Raw genomic sequence first — 24741 nt, 5'->3', positions numbered from 1 at the left:
GCGGTGCACGGGCCGGGAGCGGCCCGTGCACCGCGGTGGAGCGGATCGCGGATCAGGTGGAGCAGGTCACAGGGCGAGCGCCTGAGCGCGGCGCTTCACCTCCGTGCCGCGATTCTCGCTCAGCGCCTGCACGGGAGTACCCGGCAGGGTCGGGTCGGCCGTGAAGAGCCACTCCAGGATCTCCGTGTCGGAGAAGCCGTCGTCGCGCAGCACGGTCAGCAGGCCCACGAGCCCCTTGACGACCTTGTCGCCGTCGATGAAGGGGGCCGGCACCTGCAGGGAGCGGTTCTCGCCCCGGCGTACGGCGATCAGCTGCCCTTCCTTGACCATCTGGCGGACCCGGGTCACCTCGATGTCAAGCATCTCCGCGATGTCGGGGAGGTACAGCCAGTCGGGGACAAGGGCATCGATCTTTGCGTCAATCTCGGTCACGGGCACAAGCCTGCCATCTCGGCTGCGCCCCCGGTACCTGGGCGACCCGTCCGGGGCTCCGGGGCTCCGCCCCGCACCCCGGTCCTCAGACGCCGGACGGGCTGAAAATCCAGCCCCGCCGGCGTTTGAGGCGCGGGGTCTGGGACGGAGCCCCAGCGCCGAGCCGTCAGGCGGTGGCCGACTTCAGCGGGGTTCGGGTGTCGCGGACCTTGGCGGGGTCCAGCAGCAGCCCCGCCTCGATCAGCTTGCGACCCTGGGCCAGGTCACGCGGGCGGCCCACGGCCAGGACCGCAACCAGCGCGCCCGCGCGCAGCCAGCACACCGACCAGGTGGGCTCGGCCGGATCGCCCCGCCAGAGCAGCGTGTCCGCCCCGCCGTGGTGTCCGGCGTACTGCACGAAGCGCCCGAACTGCTCGGACCAGAAGTACGGCACCGGGTCGTAGACCTTGGCCGCCTCCGCCGCCAGGATGTTCGCCGCGACCGTACGCGGCCCCTGGAGCGCGTTGTCCCAGTGGTGCACGAGCAGCCGCGTGCCGTAGCGGGCCGACGGGAAGGAGGCGCAGTCGCCGACCGCGTACACCCCGGGCAGCGAGGTGCGCAGGTACGCGTCCGCGGTGACCGAGCCGTCGGGGCCCAGCTGAACGCCGGTCCCGGCCAGCCATCCGGTGGCCGGGCGGGCTCCGATGCCGACGACCACCGCGCCGGCCGGCAGCGCCCGGCCGTCCGCGAGCAGCACCCGGCCCTCCTCGATCCCGGCGACCTTCGCGCCGGTGATCAGCTCGGCGCCGGCCTCCGCGTACCAGCGGCCCATCGGCTCGGCGACCTCGGCGGGCAGCGCGCCCGCCAGGACCCGGTCCGCGGCCTCGACCACGGTCACCTCGCAGCCCGCCTCGCGGGCCGCGGTGGCGAACTCGGCGCCGATCCAGCCCGCGCCGACCACCACCGCGCGGGGCGCCGCCGCCAGCACCGGCCGCAGCCGGGCGGCGTCGTCGAGCGTGCGCAGCAGGTGGACGCCGGGGACGCCCTCGGTCCCGGGCAGGGTCAGGGGCTGCGCGCCGGTCGCCAGGACGAGGACCCCGTACGGGACCGGTCCCGCCTCGGTGTCCAGCTCGCGCTCGGCGGCCCGCAGCCCGGTGACCTCCGTCCCGAGCCTGAGCTCGATGCCGAGCCCCTCGAAGTCCACGTCGAAGGCGGAGCCCTCGGCCGTGCCCAGCAGGACCGCCTTGGAGAGCGGGGGCCGGTCGTAGGGCTGGTGGGGTTCGGCGCCCAGCAGGGTCACGGGGCCCTCGAACCCCTGCTCCCGCAGGGCGACGGCCGTCTGCACCCCGGCCATTCCGGCGCCGACGATCACGACGCCGTTCTGAGTCTGTTCCGTCTGCTCGTTCACCCGGCCACCCTATTCATCTGACGGACCGTCAGGAATAGGTGCCGCCTTACCCGCCGTCCGCGCCGGGGTTACGCTGGCCACCGTACCTATCGCGGGAGTCCGGGCGCACCGGGCTGAGAGGGAGGCTGGCCGGCCTCCGACCGTACGAACCTGATCCGGGTCATGCCGGCGAAGGGAGGGGCTGGACGCCCATGCACTCATCTCGAACGAGAAAAGGATCCGACGTCCTCGTCATCGGGGGCGGGATCATCGGCCTCGTCACGGCCTGGCGGGCGGCCCGGCGCGGGCTGCGCACCGTACTCGCCGACCCGGACCCCGGCGGCGGCGCCGCCCAGGTCGCGGCCGGCATGCTCGCCCCCGTCACCGAGCTGCACTACGGCGAGGAGGCCCTGCTGGAACTGGGCCTGGACTCCGCCGCGCGCTATCCGGAGTTCGCCGCCGAGCTCGCCGAAGCCAGCGGCGGCCTGGACATCGGCTACCGCGCCTGCGGCACCCTCGCCGTCGCCCTCGACGCCGACGACCGCCTCCACCTGCGCGAACTGCACGCCCTCCAGCGCCGCTGCGGCCTGGAGTCCGAGTGGCTCACCGGCCGTGAGTGCCGCCGCCTGGAGCCGATGCTGGCTCCCGGCGTACGCGGCGGCCTGCGCGTGGACGGCGACCACCAGGTCGACCCGCGCCGGCTCGCGGCCGCCCTGCTGGCCGCCTGCGAGCGGGCCGGCGTGGTGATCCACCGGGCGCCGGCCGAGCGGCTGCTCGTCACCGCCGACCGGGCGGCGGGCGCGGTCCTCGACGACGGTACGGAGCTGCCCGCCGGCCAGGTGGTCCTGGCGGCGGGCTCCCTGAGCGGCCGGCTGGCGGGCGTACCGCCGCAGGCCCTGGCCCCCGTACGGCCGGTCAAGGGACAGGTCCTGCGGCTGTCCGTACCGGCGGCGTACGCGCCGTTCCTGTCGCGGACCGTACGGGCGGTCGTACGCGGCAGCCACGTCTACCTCGTCCCGCGCGAGAACGGCGAGCTCGTCATCGGCGCCACCAGCGAGGAACTCGGCTGGGACACCACGGTCACCGCCGGCGGGGTCTACGAACTCCTGCGCGACGCCCACGAACTGGTACCCGGCATCACCGAACTCCCGCTCACCGAGACCCGGGCGGGACTGCGGCCCGGTTCGCCCGACAACGCCCCGCTGCTCGGCCCGACCGAACTCCCGGGCCTGCACCTGGCCACCGGCCACTACCGCAACGGGGTGCTGCTGACCCCGCTCACCGGCGAGGTGATGGCGGAGCTGCTGACCACCGGCGAACTCCCCCGGATCGCCCGTCCCTTCACCCCCCGCCGGTTCTCCGCCGCACGTCAGGAGTCGTACGCATGACCATCTCCGTCAACGGCGAGCCGCTGGAGATCGCGGCCGGCACCACGCTCGACGCCGTGGTCGCCACCCTGACCGCCGCGCCGTCCGGCGTCGCCGCCGCCCTCAACGAGACGGTGGTCCCGCGCGGGCAGTGGCCCGCGACGCCGGTGGGCGAGGGCGACCGGGTCGAGATCCTCACCGCGGTCCAGGGAGGCTGACGATGACATCCGTGAACGACGACCTGTTCACCCTCGCCGGCCGGACCTTCTCCTCGCGCCTGATCATGGGTACGGGCGGCGCCCCGAGCCTGGACGTCCTGGAACGCGCCCTCGTCGCCTCCGGCACCGAACTCACGACGGTGGCGATGCGGCGGCTGGACCCCACGGTCCAGGGATCCGTCCTGTCCGTGCTGTCGAAACTGGACATCACGGTCCTGCCGAACACCGCGGGCTGCTTCACGGCGGGTGAGGCCGTCCTGACCGCCCGGCTGGCACGGGAGGCGCTCGGTACGGACTGGGTCAAGCTGGAGGTCGTCGCGGACGAGCGCACCCTGCTGCCCGACGGCGTCGAGCTGCTGGACGCCGCCGAGATCCTGGTGGACGAGGGCTTCACGGTCCTCCCGTACACCAACGACGACCCCGTGCTCGCACGGAAGCTGGAGGACGTGGGCTGCGCGGCGATCATGCCGCTGGGCTCCCCGATCGGCTCCGGGATGGGCATCCGCAACCCGCACAACTTCGAGCTGATCACGGAACGGGCCGGGGTCCCGGTGATCCTGGACGCGGGGGCCGGCACGGCGTCGGACGCGGCGCTGGCGATGGAGCTGGGCTGCGCGGCCGTGATGCTGGCCTCGGCGGTGACGCGGGCGCAGGAGCCGGTGCTGATGGCTGCCGCGATGCGGGACGCCGTGTCGGCGGGGCGCCTGGCGTTCCGTGCGGGGCGCATCCCGCAGCGCCGCTTCGCCTTGGCCTCGTCCCCGGCCGAGGGTCTCCCGACGCTGGACCCGGAGCGCCCGGCGTTCTGACCTGCGGCCCGGCTTCCTGGGGCGCCGCCCCGGACCCCCGCGCCTCAAACGCCGGCGGGGCTGGGTTGTGCTCCGGCAGCAGCCAAATCCAGCCCCGCCGGCGTTTGAGGCACGGGGGTCCGGGGGCAGGGCCCCCGGCACCGGCGCCGCGCCTGATGCCTGCGCCTGGGGCCCGGCGTCGGCTACGGTCCGCGGCCGGGTGCGTCACAGCTGCGCTGCAAGCGCACCCGGCCCGGCCGAAGAACCCCGTCGGCCCAATAGAATCGCCGGGTGGATACGACCCTGGATGACCCCCTCGTCGGGCGCGTGCTCGACGGCCGCTACCGCATCGACGCCCGCATCGCGGCCGGCGGCATGGCCACGGTCTACCGGGCCGTCGACACCCGCCTCGACCGCGTCCTCGCGCTGAAGGTGATGCACCCGGCGCTGGCCGCCGACGCCGCCTTCGTCGACCGGTTCATCCGGGAGGCCAAGTCCGTGGCCCGGCTCGCGCACTCCAACGTGGTCGCCGTCTTCGACCAGGGCACGGACGGGCCGTACGTCTACCTCGCCATGGAGTACGTCTCCGGCTGCACCCTGCGCGACGTGCTCCGCGAGCGCGGCGCGCTCCAGCCCCGGGCCGCCCTCGACATCCTCGAACCGGTGCTCGCCGCCCTCGGCGCCGCCCACCGGGCCGGTTTCGTCCACCGCGACATGAAGCCCGAGAACGTGCTGATCGGCGACGACGGCCGGGTGAAGGTCGCCGACTTCGGGCTGGTCAGATCCGTCGACGCCGTCACCAACACCACCGGCTCCGTGCTCGGCACCATCTCCTACCTGGCCCCCGAGCAGATCGAGAACGGCGTCACCGACACCCGCGTGGACGTCTACGCCTGCGGTGTCGTCTTCTACGAGATGCTCACCGGCGCCAAGCCGCACACCGGCGCCAGCCCCGCCCAGGTGCTCTTCCAGCACCTCAACGAGGACGTGCCGCCGCCTTCGGCCGCCGTCCCCGGGCTCCCCGCCGGCCTGGACGAGCTCGTCCTGCAAGCCACCGCCCGCAACCCCGGGCTGCGGCCCTCCGACGCCGCCTCCCTGCTCGGCCTCGTCCTGGAGGCCCGCGCGCGGCTCAGCGACGCCGAGCTGGACGCCGTACCGCCGCAGGCGCGCGCCGGGGAGCGGACCTCCACCGAGGACCGCACCAGCGTCATCCCCCGGCCGGTCGCCGCGCAGCAGGAGGTGCACCACACCTCCCGCCTGGAGATGCCGCCGCCCCCGCCCGCCCGGCCCGCGCCGCGGCAGGAGCGGCGCTCCCGCCGCGGCACCTTCCTGGCCGTCGCGGGCGTCCTGCTCGCCCTCGCCCTGGGCACCGGCGTCTGGTACATCAACTCCGGCCAGTTCACCAAGGTCCCCAACCTGCTCGGCAAGACGGAGGAGCAGGCCAGGACCCAGCTGTCCGCGGCGGGCCTCGGCGTGAAGCGGATCGACCGGAAGTTCAGCAACTCCTTCGAGCGCGGGACGGTGATGAACACCGATCCCGCGGGCGGCAAGCGCATCCGCGGCAACGGCGCGGTGACGGTCACCATCTCCCGCGGCCCCGAGGTCGTCGCCGTGCCCAACCTGAAGGGCAGGCCGCTGGAGGAGGCCACGACCGAGCTGACGAACGCGGGCCTCGCGCCCGGCATGGTCACGCAGGCCTTCAGCCAGGACATCGCCCAGGGCTCGGTGATCAGCACCGACCCGGCGGGCGGGGAGAAGCGGGCCCCCGACACGGCCGTCGCACTGCTGGTCAGCAAGGGCCGCCCGATCCCCGTGCCGAGCGTGGCCGGGGCTCCCCTGGAGCAGGCGCGCGCCACCCTGGAGGGCCTCGGCCTGACGGTGGCGACCGCCCCCGAGCAGGTCAACGCCGCGTCTCCGGCCGGTACCGTCGCGAACCAGTCGGTCGGCGCGGGCACCCAGGCAGCGGCCGGGGACACCGTCACCCTGACGGTCTCCAAGGGCCCCCGACAGCTCCCGGTGCCGAACGTGGCCGGCCAGGACGTGGACGCGGCCCGCAAGGCGCTGGAGGGCGCGGGCTTCAAGGTGAAGGTGGAGCGCCCGTTCCTGTCCTTCAGCAACACCGTGGACACCCAGTCGGTGGCCGCCGGCCAGACCGCCCCCGAGGGCAGCACGATCACCGTCAAGACCAAGGGACTGTAGGGGTACGTGGAACAGCAGGAGCACGTGGAGCCGCAGGAGCACGTGGCGCAGCCGGCGGGGGCCGTACGCAATCCCGTGGGCGGGCACATCCCCGTGGCCGGCGGGCTCGCCTCGGTCGGGCTGACGTACGCCCGGGAGCTGGGCGCCGAGGCCGTGCAGGTCTTCGTCGCCAATCCGCGCGGCTGGGCCACCCCGGTCGGCAACCCGGCGCAGGACGAGCGGTTCCGCACGGAGTGCGCGGACGCGTCGATCCCGGCGTACGTGCACGCGCCGTACCTGATCAACTTCGGCTCGCACACCGAGGCGACGGTGGAGAAGTCGGTGGAGTCCCTGCGCCACTCGCTGCGCCGCGGCCGGGAGATCGGCGCGCTCGGGGTGGTCGTGCACACCGGCTCGGCGACCGGAGGCCGCCCGCGCGAGGCGGCGTACGCGCAGGTCAGGGAGCACATGCTGCCGCTGCTGGACGAGCTGACGCACGAGGACGACCCCTTCCTGCTGCTGGAGTCCACGGCCGGGCAGGGTTCCTCGCTGTGCTCGCGGACCTGGGACTTCGGCCCGTACTTCGATGCGCTCGACCACCACCCCAAGCTGGGCATCTGCCTGGACACCTGCCACATCTTCGCGGCCGGGCACGACCTGGCCGAGCCGGGCGGGGCGAAGCAGACGCTGGACCTGCTGGTGGACACGGTGGGCGAGGGCCGGCTGAAGCTGGTCCACGCGAATGACTCCAAGGAGGGGGTCGGCGCGCACAAGGACCGGCACGAGAACATCGGGCAGGGCCACATCGGCCGGGACGCGTTCGCCGAGCTGTTCACGCACCCGGCGATGGAGGGCGTACCGCTGGTCATCGAGACGCCGGGCGGGAAGGACGGGCACGCGGCGGACATCGCGCTGCTGAAGGAGCTGCGCGAGTTCCACTGACCCGGCACGGAACACCTGTGCGCGGAATACCCCTGGGGGGTATACGGTTCTGCTATCCGCAGGAACCGTTGTCCGACGTTCCCAGGGGGCTCCCATGGACCACGCACACGAGCACGGCGCCCACGAGCACGGTGCACAAGAGCAGCACGCACACGAGCCGCACGCGCACGAGCCGCACGCACACCATCCGCACCACGGCTCCAAGGTCACCTGGGCCGAGGCGGCCAGGGCCACGCTGCACTGCCTCACCGGATGCGCCATCGGCGAGGTCCTCGGCATGGTCATCGGTACCGCGCTGGGCTGGGGAAACGTCCCGACGATGGCCCTGGCGATCGTCCTGGCGTTCTTCTTCGGCTACGCGTTCACCCTGCGCGGTGTCCTGAAGGCCGGGTTGGACTTCCGTAGCGCCGTCCGGGTGGCGCTGGCCGCCGACACCCTGTCCATCACCGTCATGGAACTGATCGACAACGGCGTGATCGCGCTCTGGCCGGGCGCCATGGACGCGCACCTGTCGGCGCCGCTGTTCTGGATCGTGCTGGCGATCGCGCTGGCGGCGGCCTTCGTGATCACCGTCCCGGTCAACAAGTGGATGATCGGCCGCGGCAAGGGCCACGCGGTGGTCCACCAGTACCACCACTAGGCGTCCTACAGCTCCGGGCCTTCCCCGGGCTCCTCCTGGTAGGAGTAGCGCTGCTCCCGCCAGGGGTCGCCGATGTTGTGGTAGCCGCGTTCCTCCCAGAAGCCGCGGCGGTCGGCGGTCATGTACTCGACGCCGCGGACCCACTTGGGTCCCTTCCAGGCGTACAGGTGCGGGACCACGAGCCGCAGCGGGAACCCGTGCTCGGCGGTGAGGAGTTCGCCGCCCTGGTGGGTGGCGAAGACGGTGCGATCGGAGGCGAAGTCGGCCAGCCGCATGTTGGAGCTGAAGCCGTACTCGGCCCACACCATCACGTGCGTGACCTGGGGCGCCGGCGGCGCGAGGGCGAGGACGGTACGGGCGAGCACACCGCCCCATTCGGCGCCCGGCATGCTGAACTTCGTCACGCAGTGCAGGTCCGCCACGACCGAGTCGAAGGGCAGGGCCCCGAACTCCTCGTGGTTCCAGCAGTGCTTCTCACCGTCGGCCGTCGCGCCGAAGACGCGGAACTCCCAGCGGTCCGGCTTGAACTTGGGCACGGGCCCGTAATGGGTGACGGGCCAGCCTCGCTGCAACCGCTGCCCCGGGGGAAGCTCCAGCTGCTCTGCTCCCGGAGATTCCCGGCTTTCCGGCTGACCCATGACTCCATGGTGACAGACTGGGCAGGGTGGTCATGACCAGGTCTGGGTCGATTCGGGCAAGTCGCGGTAACTCCCACTAAGGAGGCACTTACTGGACGGCCCCCAGCGGCGGTGCAAGGATGCGCGCAACTGCCCCGTCACTTAGCTGACATTGCCTGGAAGGAGCCTCTGCGATGCAGGGCGACCCCGAGGTCCTTGAGTTTCTGAACGAGCAGCTGACCGGTGAGCTGACGGCCATCAACCAGTACTGGCTGCACTACCGCATCCAGGACAACAAGGGCTGGACCAAGCTCGCCAAGTACACGCGTGAAGAGTCCATCGACGAGATGAAGCACGCGGACAAGATCACCGAGCGCATCCTGATGCTCGACGGTCTGCCGAACTACCAGCGCCTCTTCCACGTGCGGGTCGGGCAGACCATCACGGAGATGTTCCAGGCGGACCGCCAGGTGGAGGTCGAGGCGATCGACCGGCTCAAGCGGGGCATCGAGGTCATGCGCGGCAAGGGTGACATCACCTCCGCCCGTCTCTTCGAGGAGATCCTGGCGGACGAGGAGCACCACATCGACTACCTCGACACCCAGCTGGAGCTCATCGAGTCACTGGGCGAGCCGCTGTACATCGCGCAGCTGATCGAACAGCCGAGCTAGCCGGACCGGCGTGGGGCTAGGCGGCTTCCGCGAGCGCGGGCTCGAGCGAGGGAACGGGAGCAGTCGCGGGCGACACGTCGGCGGCGAGCACGGCCGCCGTGTTGCCCTTCTCCAGCAGTTCCCGGCGCGGGCACGCACCGCGGCCGAGGATGCCCTGGATGGTGCGCACGCAGGAACCGCAGTCGGTGCCGGCCTTGGTGGCCGAGGCTATCTGGCGCGGGGTGCAGGCGCCGGCGGCCGCGTGGTCCTTGACCTGCTTGTCGGTGATCCCGAAGCAAGAGCAGACGTACACGCGGTTCACCTCCCTGGGCGGTGGTTCGGCGAGCCATCCCCTATTCGGTGAGGCTTACCTAACCGTACCCAAAGTTAGGCAACCCTAAAAGCCCTCGATACGACGATGGGGCGCGGATCACATCGATCCGCGCCCCACTGTCGTACGAAGCTACTGACTGATCCCTACTGGTCGCGGTACATCTCGGCGACCAGGAACGCCAGGTCCAGGGACTGGCTGCGGTTGAGCCGCGGGTCGCAGGCCGTCTCGTAGCGCTGGTGCAGGTCGTCGACGAAGATCTCGTCGCCGCCGCCCACGCACTCGGTGACGTCGTCACCGGTGAGCTCGACGTGGATGCCGCCCGGGTGGGTGCCCAGCGCCTTGTGGACCTCGAAGAAGCCCTTGACCTCGTCGAGCACGTCGTCGAAACGGCGCGTCTTGTGGCCGGAGGCCGCCTCGAAGGTGTTGCCGTGCATCGGGTCGGTGACCCAGGCCACGGTGGCGCCCGAGGCGGTGACCTTCTCGACCAGCTCGGGGAGCTTGTCGCGGACCTTGTCGGCGCCCATGCGGACGACGAAGGTCAGCCGGCCCGGCTCGCGGTCGGGGTCGAGACGGTCGATGTACGTCAGCGCCTCGTCGACCGTGGTGGTGGGGCCGAGCTTGATGCCGATCGGGTTGGCGATCTGCGAGCAGAACTCGATGTGCGCGTGGTCCAGCTGGCGGGTGCGCTCACCGATCCAGACCATGTGGCCGGAGGTGTCGTAGAGCTTGCCGGTCCGCGAGTCGGTGCGGGTCAGCGCGCCCTCGTAGTCGAGCAGCAGCGCCTCGTGGGAGGCGTAGAACTCGACGGCCTTGAACTCCGCCGGGTCGGTGCCGCAGGCCTTCATGAAGTTCAGCGCGTTGTCGATCTCGCGGGCCAGCTGCTCGTAGCGCTGGCCGGACGGGGACGACTTCACGAAGTCCTGGTTCCAGGCGTGCACCTGGCGCAGGTCGGCGTAACCACCGGTGGTGAAGGCACGCACCAGGTTGAGGGTGGAGGCGGAGGCGTTGTACATCCGCTTCAGCCGCTCGGGGTCCGGGATCCGGGCCTCTTCGGTGAAGGCGAAGCCGTTGACGGAGTCGCCGCGGTAGGTCGGCAGCGTCACGCCGTCGCGGGTCTCGGTGTCCTTGGAGCGCGGCTTGGAGTACTGGCCGGCGATGCGGCCGACCTTCACGACGGGCACGGAGGCCGCGTAGGTGAGGACGGCACTCATCTGGAGCAACGTCTTCAGCTTGGCTCGGATGTGCTCGGCGGACACGCCGTCGAAGGCCTCGGCGCAGTCGCCACCCTGAAGGAGGAACGCCTCGCCCTTGGCGACGGCTCCCAGACGGGCGCGCAGCTGGTCGCACTCACCCGCGAAAACGAGCGGAGGATACGACTCGAGGTCCGCGACGACAGCGCGCAGGGCCTCGGCATCGGGGTACGAAGGCTGCTGCGCCGCGGGAAGGTCTCGCCAGGTCGCCTTGGAGGCGGGGGCTTGGGTTTCAGCGTTCACGGTCACCTGTTACACATTACGGCGTCGCACGCCCTGTCCAGCCGTGCGCCCACTACGTGAGACAGATATCCCCCGAACCGGACCCCAGTGGCTGGAATTGGTGATTCCGGACGTGCCCGGGGGCGGGTCCTTCGCCTCCACCGCGGGCGTGGGCTAGGGTCCCTCCCATGTACGCGCACGCGAACCTGAACTGGTGGTGGCCCGCTCCCGGCGGCCCACCCCTCGCGCGTACCTAGAGACACGACCGACGCGAAGGCCGCCCCGAGGGGCGGCCTTCCGCGTTCGCGCACGGACCCGGGCCCGCTCCTCCCACCGGAAGGAAGCCCGCCCCATGTCCACGCCCGCGCCCACGTCCACGCCCGCAGCCGTAGCCGTAGCCGCGCCCTCGGTGCTCGGCCGGCTCCTCGACGGCTCCTGCCCGCCGTTCGCCCTGCTCCGGCGCCGGACCCCCGGCCGCGACCACGACACGGTCGAAGTGCTCCTGGGCGCCGTCCACGAGGCCGAGCGCCTCGCCGACCTGCCCGTCGGGCCGCTCCCCACCCTCGCCCTCGTCCCCTTCCGGCAGATCCGCGAGCGCGGATTCGACGTACGCGACGACGGGACCCCGCTGAGCGTGCTCGTCACCGAGGAGGCGTACGAGATCCCGCTCGCCGAGGCGCTGGCCGCGCTGCCCGCGCACCAGGTCCGGGTGGAGGACGGCGGCTTCGACGTCCCCGACAGCGAGTACGCGGCCACCGTGGAGCGCGTCATCCGCGACGAGATCGGCCGCGGGGAGGGCGCCAACTTCGTGATCCGGCGGACCTACGAGGGGCGGATCGACGGCTTCGGCCGCGCCGACGCCCTCGCCCTGTTCCGGCGGCTGCTGCTGGGCGAGCGCGGCGCGTACTGGACGTACGTCGTCCACACCGGCGACCGCACCCTGGTCGGGGCCAGTCCCGAGGTGCACGTGCGGATGTCCGGGGGCACGGTCGTGATGAACCCGATCAGCGGCACGTACCGCTATCCCGCCACGGGCCCGACGGCCGAGTCGCTCCTCGCCTTCCTCGGCGACCGCAAGGAGACCGAGGAGCTGTCGATGGTGGTCGACGAGGAACTCAAGATGATGTGCACCGTCGGCGACCGGGGCGGGGTCGTCGTCGGACCCCGGCTCAAGGAGATGTCCCACCTCGCGCACACCGAGTACGAACTGCGCGGCCGCTCCTCGCTGGACGTGCGCGAGGTGCTGCGCGAGACGATGTTCGCGGCGACCGTCACCGGCTCCCCGGTGCAGAACGCCTGCCGGGTCATCGAACGGTACGAGGCCGGGGGCCGCGGCTACTACGCGGGCGCGCTGGCCCTGCTCGGCCTGGACGCCGCAGGGGCCCAGACGCTGGACTCCCCCATCCTGATCCGCACCGCCGACATCGCCCCGGACGGGGTACTGCGGGTGCCGGTCGGCGCCACCCTCGTGCGGCACTCCGATCCGGCGGGCGAGGTGGCCGAGACCCACGCGAAGGCCGCCGGGGTGCTGGCGGCCCTAGGCGTACGGCCGGCCGCGCCCCGCCCGGCCTTCACAGGGGCCCGGCTGGCGGACGACCCCCGGGTGCGGGCCGCGCTGGAGGCCCGGCGGGCGGACCTGGCCCCGTTCTGGCTGCGGATGCAGGAGCGGCCCGCCGCGCCGGGCGGCCACGCGCTGGTGGTGGACGGCGAGGACACGTTCACGGCGATGCTGGCGCACCTGCTGCGGGTGACCGGCCTGGAGGTGACCGTACGCCGCTACGACGACCCGGGGCTGCGGGCGGCGGCCCTGGCCTGGGAGGGCCCGGTCGTACTGGGCCCCGGCCCGGGGAACCCGGCGGACGCCGGCGACCCGAAGATGCGGATGCTGCGCGCGCTGGCGGCGGAGCTGCTGGCGGGCCACCGCCACGGCCTGGTCGGGGTCTGCCTGGGGCACGAGCTGCTCGCGGCCGAGCTGGGCCTCCCGCTGATCCGCAAGGCGCAGCCGGCCCAGGGCGCGCAGACCCGCATCGACCTGTTCGGGGCCGAGGAGGTGGTCGGCTTCTACAACACGTACACCGCGCACTGCGACGACTCCTTGGACGCCGCCCTTTCCGTACGGGGGGTCGAGGTGTCCCGTGACCCCGGCACGGGCGAGGTCCACGCGGTCCGCTCCGCGGCGGGGGGCTTCGCGGGCGTCCAGTTCCACCCGGAGTCCGTACTGACCCTCCGCGGCGCGGACCTGCTGCGCGAGCTGGTGGCCGGGGTGGGGGTCAAGGTCTAGGCGAGCGAGTCCGAAGTGTCGTCCGCGGGCCGGGAGGGGCTGTCGGGGGCCGGCTCGGAGCGGGCACGGTACCAGCGGATCAGCTGCGTCAGCAGCACCGGCCCTTGCACGGCCAGCCCGCACGCGGCGACGACGACCTGGCCGGCGGCGAGGCCGGTGAACATCGTGGCGCAGGCGAGGCCGTCCGCCAGGTTCAGCTTGGCGTCCGTCCGGCGGGCTCCGGTCTCCGCGCGGACCTTGCGCAGGGCGGAGTAGGCGCCGAGGAGTTGGAAGGCGGCGAAGGCGGCGAGCCCCCAGCGGAGCCAGTCGGGTATGTTCACGCGCCCAATCTAAGGCGGCGTCAGGCGGGGCCGCTGCGCGGGGCCCGTCCCCCACCCGCCCTTCCACCGCTCCCCGGGCTCTGCCCGGACCCGGTCCTCAAACGCCGGACAGGCTGAAAGACAGCCCCGCCGGCGTTTGAGGCGCGGGGTCTGGGGCGGAGCCCCAGGAAACGGCGAAAGGGCGGGGCGGGGACCAGCCCGCGCAGCGGCAAACCGCGGCCGTGCCCGGAGGCTCAGCCGAAGAAGACCCCGACCTCCTGGTACAGCGCCGGGTCCACCGTCTTCAGCTTCGCCGTGGCCTCGGTGATCGGCACCCGCACGATGTCCGTCCCCTGGAGCGCGACCATCTTGCCGAAGTCGCCGTCCCGCACCGCGTCGATGGCGTGCAGCCCGAACCGGGTGGCCAGCCAGCGGTCGAAGGCGCTCGGGGTGCCGCCGCGCTGGATGTGCCCGAGCACGGTGGTCCGGGCCTCCTTGCCGGTGCGTGCCTCGATCTCCTTGGCCAGCCACTCGCCCACGCCGGACAGCCGGACGTGGCCGAAGGAGTCCGTGGTGGCGTCCTTCAGCACCAGCTCGCCGTCCTTGGGCATCGCCCCCTCCGCGACCACCACGATCGGCGCGTAACTGGCCTTGAACCGGGAGGTGACCCAGGCGCACACCTGGTCCATGTCGAAGCGCTGCTCCGGGATGAGGATGACGTTGGCGCCGCCCGCCAGCCCCGAGTGCAGGGCGATCCAGCCGGCGTGCCGGCCCATGACCTCGACGACCAGGACCCGCATGTGCGACTCGGCCGTGGTGTGCAGCCGGTCGATGGCCTCGGTCGCGATGCCGACGGCCGTGTCGAAGCCGAAGGTGTAGTCGGTGGCGGACAGGTCGTTGTCGATGGTCTTCGGCACGCCGACGCAGGGGATGCCGTACTCCTCGTACAGCTGGGCGGCGACCCCGAGGGTGTCCTCGCCGCCGATCGCGATGAGCGCGTCCACCTCGTACTTGGCGAGGTTCTCCTTGATGCCCCGCACCCCGTTCTCCGTCTTGAACGGGTTGGTGCGCGAGGATCCGAGGATGGTGCCGCCCCGGGGCAGGATGCCGCGGACGGCGGGGATGTCGAGCGGGACGGTGGCCCCTTCGACCAGGCCCCGCCAGCCGTCCTTGAAGCCGATGAACCCGTAGCCGTACTCCTGCTCGCCCTTGCGGACGACGGCCCTGATCACCGCGTTGAGCCCGGGGCAGTCGCCGCCACCGGTCAGCACTCCGACCTTCATGGAATCTCCCTTCGCCATGGCGGTCACGCTAGTGGTGACCCGCGTCACATCAAGCGTCATGGAGAGGTCAATTCCGGTGGAATCACGCGGCGTTGCGTATGCCCGTTCACTCGTACGAGGACGTAAGTACGATCGGCGCCACCGCGCGCGGCCGGCTACACGTCGTCCAGGCCCCGCTCTATCGCGTACCGGACGAGCTCCACCCGGTTGTGCAACTGGAGTTTGCCCAGGGTGTTCTGGACGTGGTTCTGCACCGTCCGGTGGGAGATGACCAGCCGCTCCGCGATCTGCTTGTACGAGAGCCCCTTGGCCACCAGCCGCAGCACCTCGGTCTCCCGGTCGGTCAGCTGCGGCACCTTCGGCTCGTCGGAGGCGGCGGGCGCCGGGTCGGTGGCCAGGCGCCGGTACTCGCCGAGCACCAGCCCGGCCAGGCCCGGGGTGAACACCGGGTCTCCGGCCGCCGTGCGGCGGACCGCGTCGATCAGCTCCTGGGCACCCGCGGACTTCAGCAGGTAGCCGGTCGCGCCGGACTTCACCGCTTCCAGGACGTCCGCGTGCTCGCCGCTGGCCGACAGGACGAGGACCCGCAGGGCCGGGTGGGCGCCGACCAGCTCCTTGCAGACCTGCACCCCCGGCATGCCGGGCAGGTTCAGGTCGAGGACCAGGACGTGGGGGGAGACTGCAGGGGCCCGGCGTACCGCCTCGGGGCCGTCCCCGGCCGTGGCCACCACGTCGAAGCCCGCCGCGGCCAGGTCGCGGGCGACCGCGTCCCGCCACATCGGGTGGTCGTCGACGACCATGACCTTGATCTCGTGCAGCTCGTCGCTCTGGTTCAACTCGGTCCGTCCGCTCATCGGTTGTCCGTCCTGCCCCTGGGTACTTTCAGTTCCACTTCGGTGCCCTGCCCGGGGACGGACAGCAGCTCGGCGCTGCCGCCCAGGTCGCGCAGCCGGCCGCGGATGGACAGGGCCACGCCCATCCGTCCCTCGCCCTCCGCCTGGTCGAGCCGGCCGGCCGGGATGCCCGGGCCGTCGTCGCGGACGGTCACTATCACCTCGTCGCCCCAGTCCTCGACCAGGATCCAGGCCCGGGCCCCCTCGCCCGCGTGCTTGCGCACGTTGTCCAGGGCGGCGCCGACCGCCGCGGCCAGCTCCCTCGCCGCCGGCACCGGAAGCGGCACCGGGGTGCCCGGCTCGGCGAAGCTCACCCGCGACCCGGCATGCGGGGCGAGGAGGGTACGCAGGTCCAGTTCGCCCTCGTCGGCGCCGGGCTCCTCGACCTCGTACGCGTGCACCAGCGCCCCGCGCGACTCGTCGCGGGAGATCCGGGAGGGCTGCACCAGCCCGCTGGAGACCAGGGTGCGCAGCGCAACCTCCTGCTCCCCCGCCATCCGGCCGAGCTCCGCGGCCTCGCCGCCCAGGTCCGTACCGCGCCGCTGGACCATGGCGAGGACCTGGAGGACCCCGTCGTGGATGTCGCGGGCCAGGCGCTCCCGCTCGCGGGTGGCCGCCTCGATCTCCAGGGCGCGGGCGAGGGTCGCCTCGCTGGCCCGGGCGACCTCGACGACGTAGCCGATGGCGACGGAGGAGACCCAGACGAGCAGCACGTTGTGCAGGGCGTCGCGGGTGGGCTGGCCACTGTGGATGAGGACGGTGGCCGCGGCCACGAAGGTGGACGCGAAGCAGGCCCAGCGCCAGCCGCCCTTGATCGCGAAGCCGAGGACCGCGCCCCCGGTCCAGATCGTGGGGAGGGTGGGCCCGCCCCCGGTGATCCGCTCGTAGGTGTCGGCGAGCGGGGTCAGCCCGATCCCGACGATGGCGACGGTCAGGTCGGCGACGAGGAAGCCCTTGGTGCAGCTCGCCGCGTTGGCCACCTTCGGGGTGGTGACCAGGGTCCAGACGGCGAGGAAGGCGAGGTAGCCGGCCGCGATCCAGGGGTGCGGGAACTGCTTGTACGCCGAGGCGAACAACAGCACCGCGTAGACCATGGTCCCGAGCCGGTACACCGTCAGGGCGCGCCAGAGCGGCTGCTCCACCGACATGCGTACGACGCGTTCGCGTTTCGCCATCTCCCCCACCCCCCGCGGGCGGTTCCGCCCGCGCTACTCCGCGCCCTGGTCCGCCTTGCCGGCCTTGTCGTTCCTGGCCGCCTTCTCGGCGTCCGCGATCTGGCGCTTGGCGGCCGTCGCGTAGATGTCCACGTACTCCTGGCCGGACAGCTTCATGATCTCGTACATGACCTCGTCGGTCACCGAGCGGAGGATGAAGCGGTCGCTGTCCATGCCGTGGTAGCGGCTGAAGTCCAGCGGCTTGCCGATCCGGATGCCCGGGCGCATCAGCTTGGGCACCACCTTGCCGGGCGGCTGGATCTTCTCCGTGTCGATCATCGCCACGGGGATCACGGGCGCGCCGGTGGCCAGCGCCACCCGGGCCAGACCGCCGGGCTTGCCCCGGTACAGCCTGCCGTCGGGTGAACGCGTCCCCTCGGGGTAAATACCGAACAGCTCCCCGCGCTCGATGACCTCGATGCCGCTCTTGATCGCGGCCTCACCGGCCCCGCGCGCACCGGAGCGGTCCACCGGGAGCTGGCCGACGCCCTTGAAGAAGGCGGCCGTCAGCTTGCCCTTGACCCCTGGGGAGGTGAAGTACTCCGCCTTCGCGATGAAGGTGACCTTCCGGTCCAGCACCGCCGGCAGGAAGAAGGAGTCGGAGAAGGACAGGTGGTTGCTCGCGAGGATCGCCGGCCCCTCCGCGGGAATGTTCTCGAGGCCCTCCACCCACGGCCTGAAGGCGAGCTTCAGGGAACCGCCGATCGAGAACTTCATTGCGCCGTAGATCAACTCGAAAGCCTTCCTGTGTCTGTCGAACAGACCTTAACCCGTGGCTCCCCGTGCAGCGGCCCGACGACCCTGGTCGGTGCCATCCCCGTCGCGTACGGTGAAGTCACACAGAGCAACGCACCCACCAACCCTCATGACCAAGGAGATCCTGGTGCCCGTCCTCCCTGGAGCCGAGCCGTTCCGCCACGAGGGCGGTGAGGTCGGTGTTCTCCTCTGCCACGGCTTCACCGGTTCCCCGCAGTCGCTGCGCCCCTGGGCCGAGTACCTCGCCGAGCGGGGGCTGTCGGTATCCCTGCCGCTGCTGCCCGGGCACGGGACGCGCTGGCAGGACATGCAGCTCACGGGCTGGCAGGACTGGTACGCCGAGGTGGACCGTGCGCTGCGGGAGCTGCTCGACCGGTGTGAGCAGGTCTTCGTCTTCGGACTCTCCATGGGCGGCGCTCTGACGCTGCGGCTGGCGTCCAAGCACGGGGACGCGATCAGCGGCATCGTGCTCGTCAACCCGGCCAACAAGGTGCACGACCCGCTGGCCTTCGCCCTTCCGGTGGCCAAGCACTTCATCCGGTCCACCCCGGGCATCGCCAGCGACATCGCGAAGCCGGGCTCGGACGAGGTCGGGTACGACCGCGTCCCGACCCGGGCCGCGCACTCGCTGCGGAAGTTCTTCCAGCTGGTGGACGCCGAACTGCCGCAGGTCACGCAGCCGGTGCTGCTGCTGCACAGCCCGCAGGACCATGTCGTACCGCCGGTGGACTCGGCGCGGATCCTCGCCCGGATCTCCTCCACGGACGTCACCGAGACCCTGCTGGAACAGAGCTACCACGTCGCGACGTTGGACCATGACGCGGAGCGGATCTTCGCGGACAGCTATGCGTTCGTCGGCCGACTGGCGGAGAGCGTGGGCAGGGAGGGGGCGGAGGCCGGTGGCTGAGCACGAGGAGCAGTCGGGCGGGGTGCCGCCGCTCGACGAGGAAGCGGCGTGGGCGGCGATCGTCGCCGGGTACGGGCAGGAGCCGCCGGACCCGCCCGGCGCGCGGCCGTTCAAGCCGATCGAGAACCTGCTGCTGCCTGAGGAAGACGTCAAGCCATTGCCGCCGGAACCGGATCCGAAGCCCGAGCCCCAGCCCCAGCCCGAGCCGAAGGCCGGGAAGGGCCCCGAAGCGGACCCGGAGGAGCCCGCGCCGCCGGTGGCGCCCGTGGCGCTGGGCGGCTCCGTGACGTTCGCCCCGGGCGTCGGCGGAGCGGGCCCCCGGGATCACTCCCTCGCGGAGCCGGAGGACGAAGACCTGACGCCGGAGGAGGAGGGCCACTTCGTCCCCCCGGAGCCCGAGCTCCCGCCTGCCGACGTGACGGCCAAGTTCGCCTGGCTGGCGGTGGTCGGCGGCCCGGTGCTGCTGCTCCTGGCGGTCCTCCTCCAGTGGGACATGACCTGGTGGCTCACGACGCTGGGCATCGGCGGCTTCCTCGGCGGCTTCGCGACGCTGGTGGGGCGCATGGCGCACGACGACGACGAGGACGACGATCCCGGTCGCGGCGCGGTGGTCTAGCCCCGGCCCAGGGCTGCGCCCGGCCTCCTGGGGCTCCGCCCCAGACCCCGCGCCTCAAACGCCGGCGGGGCTGTCCTTTCAGCCCGTCCGGCGTTTGAGGACCGGGGGTCCGGGGGCGGAGCCCCCGGCAACGGCGCCGCACCGGCGGCCGAACCGTGGCAGGGCTACCGCGCAGCGGCGAGGCGGAGCGCCGCCAGGACCGGCAGGTGGTCCGTCGCCGCCCGCAGGTCCGCGGCCCTCACCCCGGGCAGTCCCACGGGGACCCCGCAGCCCAGCACCTCCACACCCCCCGTCGCGAACACCGCGTCGATGCGCCGGTCGGCCGTGCCCACGGGAAACGTCGGGCCGCCGCCCCACGGGGCCACCTCCCGGCAGTCCTGGAGCTCGGCGGCCAGCCTGGCGAAGGCCGGGCCGTCCGGGCCCTCGTTCACGTCCGCCGCGGCGATCCCGTACGGAGTGTCCAGCGCCGCGACCCGGTCCAGGAGGAGATCCGCCTGGGCCCGGCGCTCCTCGCGCTGGAGCGACAGGTGCGCGCTGACCACCCCGATCCGGGCCGCCCCGAAGCGGACGACGGCGGTGGCGAAGCCCCGCCGGTGCAGGCCGGGGGTGCGGGGCAGCAGTACGTCGTCGGTTCGCTCCACGAAGGCCCGCAGCGAGCACAGCAGCAGCGGCCCGGCCGCCGTCGCGCCCCCGCCGAGCACCACGAGGTCGCTCTTCGCGGCGAGCCGCGCCGCGTGTTTGCGCCACCGGAAGAACCGCGGCGCCTCCTGTACGCACACCAGGTCGGGCGCGCAGGCCCGGATCACCCGGGCCAGTGCCTCCTCGTCGTCGCGCAGGGAGCGGATGTTGTAGCTGAGCACCCGGATCACGGCAGAACCGTCGGGCTCCGTTCGAGACTTCGGCAGCGAAGGCAGCAGCTGGTCCATGCCCGCAACATACGCAGCTGCCCGCCGCACCCCCAAGGGGCGCGGCGGGCAGTCACCGTGGAGCGGGGCGGCTCAGCCCTGGCGGGCCAGGTCGGCCGCGCCGACGAGTCCGGCCTTGCCGCCGAGCTGGGCGGCGAGCACCTGCGCGTGCGGACGCCAGGCGCCGCCGACCAGCCAGCGCTTGAAGGACTTGCGGATCGGGTCGAGGACCAGGTCGCCCTCGTCGGAGACCCCGCCGCCGACGATGAACGCGGACGGGTCGAACAGCGAGGCCAGGTCGGCCAGGCCCGCACCGGCCCAGCGGGCCAGTTCGCGGAAGGCGTCGATGGCGACCAGGTCGCCCTGCCGGGCGGCCTCGCTGATGTGCTTGCCCTCGATGCCCTCGGGGGTGCCGTCGCCGAGGGACAGCAGGATCGCCGCGTTCTCCGGGGTGGCGTTGGCGCGCTGCTTCGCGTACCGGACGAGCGCGCGCCCGGAGGCGTACTGCTCCCAGCAGCCCTGGCTGCCGCATCCGCACAGCAGGCCGTCGGGGACGACGCGGATGTGGCCGAACTCGGCGGCGACGCCGAAGCGGCCGCGCCGCAGCTTGTTGCCGATGATGATGCCGCCGCCCAGGCCGGTGCCGAGCGTGATGCAGATGACGTCCTCATGGCCCTGGCCCGCGCCGAAGCGGTACTCGCCCCAGGCCGCGCAGTTCGCGTCGTTCTCGACGACGACCGGCAGGCCGATGCGCTGTTCGACCTTGTCCTTGAGCGGCTCGTGCCGCCAGTTGATGTTCGGCGCGAAGAGTACGGTCGCGCGCTTGTCGTCCACGTATCCGGCGGCGCCGATGCCGACGGCGTCGATGGTGTGGTTGCTGCTGACTTCGGAGACGGCGGCGCAGATCGCGTCCGTCACTCCGTCCGCGGTCGGCGGGGTGGGCACCTTGTACGTCTCAAGGATGGTGCCCTCTTCGTCGACCACGCCGGCCGCGATCTTCGTGCCGCCGATGTCGACGCCGATGGTGAGTCCCATTAGTCCCTCGGTTTCCGGTCAAACCCCGCCGGGGCCAACGGTACCCGAGGGCGAGGTCCGTTCAGTCGAGATCGATCCGCTCGTCGCGGCCGTCGTCCGGGCCCTCGTCGCGGGGGTCGCGGTCGGCGGGCGGCTGTTCCGGCCGGCGCTGGCCGGGCGGCGTGTCGCGGGTCCAGCGGCGCTCGTGGCCCTCGACGGCCGAGCGGTAGGCGGCGAGCAGCTCGGAGCCGGCGGCCGCGAGGTGGTCGAAGACCTCGGGGTTGCGCTCGATGACGGGCTTGGCGGCGGTCTTCGCCTGGTTGACGAACTGCCGTACGGCTCCCTGGGCGGCGACGCCCAGCAGCGGGTTGTTCAGCCCGGACACCTTGTCGGCGACGGCTTCGAAGAGCTTGAACAGTTCCTCGGCGGCGGTCCCGGTCTGCTGGGCGCCCTCCTGCCCGCGCAGGCGCTCCTTCTCGGCGGCGAGGTCCTCGGCACAGGCTCTGGCCCAGGCGTCGTCGTCGGTGGGGCGGTCGGTGGCCTCGCTCATGGCGGACTCTCCTGCGGCGGGTGCGGAGCGTGCGTACGGACTACCTTCGACGGTACCCGAACGGCGGTACGGCGACGGGGGTGACCTGCCGGTCGCCCCCTAGGACGTACGGGGCCACAGGCCCGGGTCCGGGGTGAAGCGGATGCGGAGCACGTCGTCGGCCAGGGCCGCCCCGGAGACCGTGCAGCGGCGCAGAGCCGAGGGCAGCGGAACGATCCTGCGGTGCGGGCCCGCCGTCAGCAGCAGCTCGTCGCCGCGGCGGATCAGGTCGAGGTCGCTCTTGCGGGCATACGGCAGGCGGACGGCCCAGACGAGCACCCCGTCCTCGGCGAGCCGGTCCTCGACGGGCCAGGGGAGGCGCCTGCCGGGGCGGCCGGGGACGAGGGTGCCGCCCGCGGTGAGGCCGGTCAGCTCGGCGAGGTCCCCGGGACCCTGCGGGTCACGCCCGAGGTGCGGGAGCTCCACGGCGGTGAGGTCCTGGCCCCAGTCCTCCAGGAAGGCGAGCTGCTGGGCGGCGACCGACTTGGCCCAGGGGTCCGCGCAGTCCTGCGGTACGAGCCGGTTGGCGACCAGGTCCGCGACGCCCAGCTCGTGCAGGGCGAGCCCGAGCACCCCGGCGCGCAGGGCGGCGTGCGCGGCCGGTCCCGGCTCGGCGACCAGCCGGACCCGGGTGGTGCCGTCCTCGATGACGGCCTGGACGGCGGCGAGCTCCTCGTCCCAGCGGGCGGCGGCCTCGTAGAGCCACTGCGCGGGCATGGGCACCCCGGCCAGCTGGGCCAGTACGGGCCGCAGGGCGCGGGCGGCCTGCCGTTCGGCGGGCAGCAGCCGGGCGAGGTAGCGGCGCAGCTGGGCGGGCAGGGCCAGGGTGGCGACGGCCTGGTGGAGCGGGGGCAGGTCGACGACGACCAGGTCGGTTCCGGGCGCGGCGGCGGCCCGCCGCAGGGCGCGCAGCAGGGCGAACTGTTCGGCGCCGGGCAGTTCGGTGAGCTCCTCGGCTCCGAGCGGCCGGGCCCCGAGCATGCCGAGGAGGGTGGAGCCGCGCTCCTGGAGGGCGACGAACTCCTCGCGGAACTCCTCGCCGGAGTCCACCCGGGCCACCCGGAACCCGCCGGCCACCGGTACGGCCCGCAGCCCGGGCACGACCTCGGCGGACTCCCCCACCGGCGCGCCGACGAGGGCGGCCAGCGGATCGCCGGGGTCGCCGGACAGCAGCAGCACCCGCTGCCCGTCCCGCGCGGCGGCGAGGGCGGTGGCCGCGGCCACGGTGGTGCGCCCGGCCCCGCCGGGGCCGGTGATCAGCAGGGTGTGCGGCATGGTGGGTCGCTGCTCCGGATCGCTGGTGACATTACGGCGGGGCAGGGGGTGGCGGCGGAGGGTGCGGGTGACCGCTGCGCGGGGCCGGTCCCCTACCCGCCCTTCCGCCGTTCCCTGGGGCTCCGCCCCGGACCCCGCGCCTCGAACTCCCCCTCGCTACCGCTGGGAGGTGCCCCCTGGCGGGGCTGAAATGGTCAGGCCGTCGATTCCACGCGCTTCTTCAGGCCCGCGAGAGCACGGTCGATGATGACCTTCTCGGCCTTGCGCTTGATCATGCCGAGCATCGGGATCTTGACGTCCACGGTCAGCTGGTAGGTGACCTCGGTGCGCTTGCCGCCCTCCAGCGGGGCCAGCCGGTACGAACCGTCCAGCTGGCGCAGCATCTGCGACTTGTCCAGGGTCCAGCTGACCTCGTCCGCGCCCTTCCAGCTGTAGGCGAGGGTGTGGTCGTCCTTGATCGCGCCCGCGTCGAGCAGCAGCCGGACCTTCTCGGCGCGGCCCTCGGCGTCGGTGGCCAGTACCTCGGCCTCCTTCACCTCACCGGTCCACTCGGGGTAGCGGGCGAAGTCGGCGATCACGGCCATCACGTCGGTCGGCGCAGCCTCGATCGTGATGCTTGAGCTGGTGTGTTCCGCCATCGCGGTCGCTCCTCCGGGGAGTGTTCGAGGAAGTGTGCGGCCTCCGGCCGCCGCTCGAAGGCTACCGTGCGTGCGGAGCTCACCACTCCAGGGCCCAGGGCCTTCCGGTCGCCGCGAAGTGCCCGACGTTCACGCACTCCGTGCCCCCGATCCGCATCCGCTGTGCCAGCGGCTGGTGCACGTGCCCGAAGAGGGCGTAGCGGGGGCGGGTGCGGCGGATGGCGGCCAGCAGGGCCTCGCTGCCCCGTTCGAAGCGGCGCGCGACCGTGTCGTAGCAGAGCTCGGGCACCTCCGGCGGGATGTGCGAGCACAGGACGTCGACCTCGCCGAGCGCCTCGACCTTGGCGGCGTACTCCTCCACGTCCACCTCGTAGGGGGTGCGCATCGGCGAGGGCAGCCCGCCGCCCACAAAGCCGAAGACCAGACCGCCGATCTCGGTGCGCTGGCCGTCGAGGACGGTGAGGCCGGGGCGGGCGGCGTATTCCGGCCACAGCCCCGGGATGTCGACATTGCCGTAAGTGGCGTACGTAGGGTTGGGGAACGCGGCGAACATCTGTGCGTACTGGCGGCGTACCGCGCCCTCGATCAGCTGCTCCCGGTCCAGCCCGGCCCACAGCTCCCGGCCGAAGGCGCGGGCCTCCTCGAAGCGGCGCGCGTTGCGCAGCTCGACGATCCGGTCGGCGTTCTCGACGCCGAACAGGTCGGGGAAGATCCCGCGCGAGTGGTCGGCGTAGTCGAGGAAGAGCACCAGGTCACCGAGGCAGATGAGCGCGTCGGCGCCCTCTCCGGCCCGCGCGAGGGCCTCGGTGTTGCCGTGGACGTCGCTGACGACGTGAACTCGCGTGCGCCTGTTCCTGCCACCCATGCCGACACCCTAGGGGCGCCTGGGGCCGGCGGGTAGAGCGGGTCCCCGTACCGGCCGGACCTGCGGTTACTTCCGAGTCCCGGAGGCGGTCGACTAGGGTCGCTTCGACGGGGCCGCGTCATGTGACGCACGGAACATCTGGCCGGTTCCCTCTATCGGAACCCACTACCGGTGGGTAACGTCCGGTCGGTCCACACGGTGGCGA

Annotated in this window: 26 protein-coding genes and 1 riboswitch; of the genes, 10 read left to right on the top strand and 16 right to left on the bottom strand. The window is 72.6% G+C overall.

The features are described 5' to 3' along the window. Positions 1-66: 66 nt before the first annotated feature. Together OG447_RS15405 and OG447_RS15400 are read right to left on the bottom strand one after the other, a co-directional pair. Positions 67-432, bottom strand: a complete 366-nt coding sequence (locus OG447_RS15405) for an Rv2175c family DNA-binding protein (protein ID WP_266937065.1) — start codon at positions 430-432, stop codon at positions 67-69. A gap of 166 nt (positions 433-598) precedes the next feature. Then, positions 599-1819 (bottom strand): NAD(P)/FAD-dependent oxidoreductase, encoded by a 1221-nt coding sequence (locus OG447_RS15400; RefSeq protein WP_266937063.1) that lies wholly within the window; start codon positions 1817-1819, stop codon positions 599-601. Positions 1820-1900: 81 nt separating this feature from the next. Beyond that, a riboswitch (TPP riboswitch) is annotated at positions 1901-2013 on the top strand. Between OG447_RS15400 and thiO the strand changes: the two genes are divergently transcribed. The 6 genes from thiO to OG447_RS15370 all read left to right on the top strand — a co-directional run bounded on the left by thiO (position 2011) and on the right by OG447_RS15370 (position 7928). Further along, a complete protein-coding gene (thiO, locus tag OG447_RS15395; RefSeq protein WP_266937062.1) occupies positions 2011-3186 on the top strand; it encodes a glycine oxidase ThiO in 1176 nt (391 codons plus the stop codon). It overlaps the preceding riboswitch by 3 nt. After that, positions 3183-3383, top strand: coding sequence for a sulfur carrier protein ThiS (gene thiS / locus OG447_RS15390; protein WP_266937061.1), 201 nt, complete (start codon positions 3183-3185; stop codon positions 3381-3383). The genes thiO and thiS overlap by 4 nt, the downstream gene beginning before the upstream one ends. Before the next feature lie 2 nt (positions 3384-3385). Further along, complete coding sequence (locus tag OG447_RS15385) at positions 3386-4189, top strand: thiazole synthase (protein ID WP_266937060.1); 804 nt, start codon at positions 3386-3388, stop codon at positions 4187-4189. Positions 4190-4459: 270 nt separating this feature from the next. Next, entirely contained in the window at positions 4460-6367 is a 1908-nt protein-coding gene (pknB, locus tag OG447_RS15380; RefSeq protein ID WP_266937059.1) for a Stk1 family PASTA domain-containing Ser/Thr kinase, read from the top strand. Positions 6368-6373: 6 nt separating this feature from the next. Further along, the gene (locus OG447_RS15375) at positions 6374-7288 is read left to right on the top strand and encodes a deoxyribonuclease IV (RefSeq protein WP_266937058.1); all 915 of its coding nucleotides are present in this window, start codon (positions 6374-6376) and stop codon (positions 7286-7288) included. 94 nt (positions 7289-7382) lie between these two features. Continuing rightward, on the top strand, positions 7383-7928 hold the full coding sequence (locus tag OG447_RS15370; RefSeq protein ID WP_266937057.1) for a DUF4396 domain-containing protein: 546 nt from the start codon (positions 7383-7385) through the stop codon (positions 7926-7928). Between the two features lie 5 nt (positions 7929-7933). Here OG447_RS15370 and OG447_RS15365 read toward each other — a convergent pair whose 3' ends face one another. Then, entirely contained in the window at positions 7934-8566 is a 633-nt protein-coding gene (locus OG447_RS15365) for a sulfite oxidase-like oxidoreductase (RefSeq protein ID WP_266937056.1), read from the bottom strand. 173 nt (positions 8567-8739) lie between these two features. Between OG447_RS15365 and bfr the strand changes: the two genes are divergently transcribed. Then, positions 8740-9216, top strand: a complete 477-nt coding sequence (gene bfr / locus OG447_RS15360) for a bacterioferritin (RefSeq protein WP_069919949.1) — start codon at positions 8740-8742, stop codon at positions 9214-9216. Positions 9217-9232: 16 nt separating this feature from the next. Here the strand turns inward: bfr and OG447_RS15355 are convergent, their stop codons facing one another. Beyond that, positions 9233-9508: a bacterioferritin-associated ferredoxin gene (locus tag OG447_RS15355; protein WP_266937053.1), complete on the bottom strand. Its 276-nt coding sequence runs from the start codon at positions 9506-9508 to the stop codon at positions 9233-9235. Positions 9509-9672: 164 nt separating this feature from the next. Continuing rightward, positions 9673-11028: a class II 3-deoxy-7-phosphoheptulonate synthase gene (locus OG447_RS15350; protein ID WP_266937052.1), complete on the bottom strand. Its 1356-nt coding sequence runs from the start codon at positions 11026-11028 to the stop codon at positions 9673-9675. Positions 11029-11353: 325 nt separating this feature from the next. Between OG447_RS15350 and OG447_RS15345 the strand changes: the two genes are divergently transcribed. Next, entirely contained in the window at positions 11354-13282 is a 1929-nt protein-coding gene (locus OG447_RS15345; protein ID WP_266937051.1) for a chorismate-binding protein, read from the top strand. Here the strand turns inward: OG447_RS15345 and OG447_RS15340 are convergent. The 5 genes from OG447_RS15340 to OG447_RS15320 all read right to left on the bottom strand — a co-directional run bounded on the left by OG447_RS15340 (position 13279) and on the right by OG447_RS15320 (position 17688). Then, complete coding sequence (locus OG447_RS15340; protein ID WP_266937050.1) at positions 13279-13602, bottom strand: hypothetical protein; 324 nt, start codon at positions 13600-13602, stop codon at positions 13279-13281. The two genes, OG447_RS15345 and OG447_RS15340, sit on opposite strands and share 4 nt — an antisense overlap. Before the next feature lie 233 nt (positions 13603-13835). Further along, positions 13836-14864, bottom strand: a complete 1029-nt coding sequence (locus tag OG447_RS15335; protein WP_266938891.1) for a 6-phosphofructokinase — start codon at positions 14862-14864, stop codon at positions 13836-13838. A 155-nt stretch (positions 14865-15019) separates the two neighbouring features. Continuing rightward, positions 15020-15718 (bottom strand): response regulator transcription factor, encoded by a 699-nt coding sequence (locus OG447_RS15330; protein WP_266937049.1) that lies wholly within the window; start codon positions 15716-15718, stop codon positions 15020-15022. Beyond that, positions 15715-16932, bottom strand: a complete 1218-nt coding sequence (locus tag OG447_RS15325; protein WP_266937048.1) for a MacS family sensor histidine kinase — start codon at positions 16930-16932, stop codon at positions 15715-15717. Before OG447_RS15325 ends, OG447_RS15330 begins: the two co-directional genes overlap by 4 nt. 33 nt (positions 16933-16965) lie before the next feature. Beyond that, entirely contained in the window at positions 16966-17688 is a 723-nt protein-coding gene (locus OG447_RS15320) for a 1-acyl-sn-glycerol-3-phosphate acyltransferase (protein ID WP_266938890.1), read from the bottom strand. A gap of 166 nt (positions 17689-17854) precedes the next feature. Between OG447_RS15320 and OG447_RS15315 the strand changes: the two genes are divergently transcribed. Beyond that, positions 17855-18634: a carboxylesterase gene (locus OG447_RS15315; RefSeq protein ID WP_266938889.1), complete on the top strand. Its 780-nt coding sequence runs from the start codon at positions 17855-17857 to the stop codon at positions 18632-18634. Continuing rightward, positions 18627-19250 (top strand): hypothetical protein, encoded by a 624-nt coding sequence (locus OG447_RS15310; RefSeq protein ID WP_266937047.1) that lies wholly within the window; start codon positions 18627-18629, stop codon positions 19248-19250. Before OG447_RS15315 ends, OG447_RS15310 begins: the two co-directional genes overlap by 8 nt. A gap of 164 nt (positions 19251-19414) precedes the next feature. Here OG447_RS15310 and OG447_RS15305 read toward each other — a convergent pair whose 3' ends face one another. From OG447_RS15305 to OG447_RS15280, 6 genes are all read right to left on the bottom strand, one after another. Beyond that, the gene (locus OG447_RS15305) at positions 19415-20176 is read right to left on the bottom strand and encodes an endonuclease/exonuclease/phosphatase family protein (RefSeq protein WP_266937046.1); all 762 of its coding nucleotides are present in this window, start codon (positions 20174-20176) and stop codon (positions 19415-19417) included. Between the two features lie 72 nt (positions 20177-20248). After that, positions 20249-21190, bottom strand: a complete 942-nt coding sequence (locus OG447_RS15300; protein ID WP_266937045.1) for an ROK family glucokinase — start codon at positions 21188-21190, stop codon at positions 20249-20251. A 61-nt stretch (positions 21191-21251) separates the two neighbouring features. Next, positions 21252-21719 carry a DUF5304 domain-containing protein gene (locus OG447_RS15295; protein ID WP_266937044.1) on the bottom strand — a complete coding sequence of 156 codons (468 nt, stop codon included), beginning with the start codon at positions 21717-21719 and terminating at the stop codon, positions 21252-21254. Positions 21720-21818: 99 nt separating this feature from the next. Continuing rightward, entirely contained in the window at positions 21819-23033 is a 1215-nt protein-coding gene (locus tag OG447_RS15290) for an ArsA family ATPase (protein ID WP_266937043.1), read from the bottom strand. Between the two features lie 194 nt (positions 23034-23227). Continuing rightward, positions 23228-23671 carry an SRPBCC family protein gene (locus tag OG447_RS15285; protein WP_266937042.1) on the bottom strand — a complete coding sequence of 148 codons (444 nt, stop codon included), beginning with the start codon at positions 23669-23671 and terminating at the stop codon, positions 23228-23230. Positions 23672-23750: 79 nt separating this feature from the next. Continuing rightward, positions 23751-24536, bottom strand: coding sequence for a metallophosphoesterase (locus OG447_RS15280; RefSeq protein ID WP_266937041.1), 786 nt, complete (start codon positions 24534-24536; stop codon positions 23751-23753). Between the last annotated feature and the right edge of the window lie 205 nt (positions 24537-24741).

This window comes from Streptomyces sp. NBC_01408, assembly GCF_026340255.1.
Taxonomy (GTDB): Bacteria; Actinomycetota; Actinomycetes; order Streptomycetales; family Streptomycetaceae; genus Streptomyces.
This window is presented reverse-complemented; position numbering and strand designations above follow the sequence as displayed.

What these genes read in the sequence shown, in the direction of transcription:
- thiO (WP_266937062.1), top strand. Translation starts at nt 2,011, where the DNA reads ATGCACTCATCTCGAACGAGAAAAGGATCCGACGTCCTCGTCATCGGG.
- thiS (WP_266937061.1), top strand. Translation starts at nt 3,183, where the DNA reads ATGACCATCTCCGTCAACGGCGAGCCGCTGGAGATCGCGGCCGGCACC.
- OG447_RS15385 (WP_266937060.1), top strand. Translation starts at nt 3,386, where the DNA reads ATGACATCCGTGAACGACGACCTGTTCACCCTCGCCGGCCGGACCTTC.
- OG447_RS15370 (WP_266937057.1), top strand. Translation starts at nt 7,383, where the DNA reads ATGGACCACGCACACGAGCACGGCGCCCACGAGCACGGTGCACAAGAG.
- OG447_RS15365 (WP_266937056.1), bottom strand. Translation starts at nt 8,566, where the DNA reads ATGGGTCAGCCGGAAAGCCGGGAATCTCCGGGAGCAGAGCAGCTGGAG.
- bfr (WP_069919949.1), top strand. Translation starts at nt 8,740, where the DNA reads ATGCAGGGCGACCCCGAGGTCCTTGAGTTTCTGAACGAGCAGCTGACC.
- OG447_RS15345 (WP_266937051.1), top strand. Translation starts at nt 11,354, where the DNA reads ATGTCCACGCCCGCGCCCACGTCCACGCCCGCAGCCGTAGCCGTAGCC.
- OG447_RS15335 (WP_266938891.1), bottom strand. Translation starts at nt 14,864, where the DNA reads ATGAAGGTCGGAGTGCTGACCGGTGGCGGCGACTGCCCCGGGCTCAAC.
- OG447_RS15330 (WP_266937049.1), bottom strand. Translation starts at nt 15,718, where the DNA reads ATGAGCGGACGGACCGAGTTGAACCAGAGCGACGAGCTGCACGAGATC.
- OG447_RS15325 (WP_266937048.1), bottom strand. Translation starts at nt 16,932, where the DNA reads ATGGCGAAACGCGAACGCGTCGTACGCATGTCGGTGGAGCAGCCGCTC.
- OG447_RS15320 (WP_266938890.1), bottom strand. Translation starts at nt 17,688, where the DNA reads ATGAAGTTCTCGATCGGCGGTTCCCTGAAGCTCGCCTTCAGGCCGTGG.
- OG447_RS15305 (WP_266937046.1), bottom strand. Translation starts at nt 20,176, where the DNA reads ATGGACCAGCTGCTGCCTTCGCTGCCGAAGTCTCGAACGGAGCCCGAC.
- OG447_RS15300 (WP_266937045.1), bottom strand. Translation starts at nt 21,190, where the DNA reads ATGGGACTCACCATCGGCGTCGACATCGGCGGCACGAAGATCGCGGCC.
- OG447_RS15295 (WP_266937044.1), bottom strand. Translation starts at nt 21,719, where the DNA reads ATGAGCGAGGCCACCGACCGCCCCACCGACGACGACGCCTGGGCCAGA.
- OG447_RS15290 (WP_266937043.1), bottom strand. Translation starts at nt 23,033, where the DNA reads ATGCCGCACACCCTGCTGATCACCGGCCCCGGCGGGGCCGGGCGCACC.
- OG447_RS15285 (WP_266937042.1), bottom strand. Translation starts at nt 23,671, where the DNA reads ATGGCGGAACACACCAGCTCAAGCATCACGATCGAGGCTGCGCCGACC.
- OG447_RS15280 (WP_266937041.1), bottom strand. Translation starts at nt 24,536, where the DNA reads ATGGGTGGCAGGAACAGGCGCACGCGAGTTCACGTCGTCAGCGACGTC.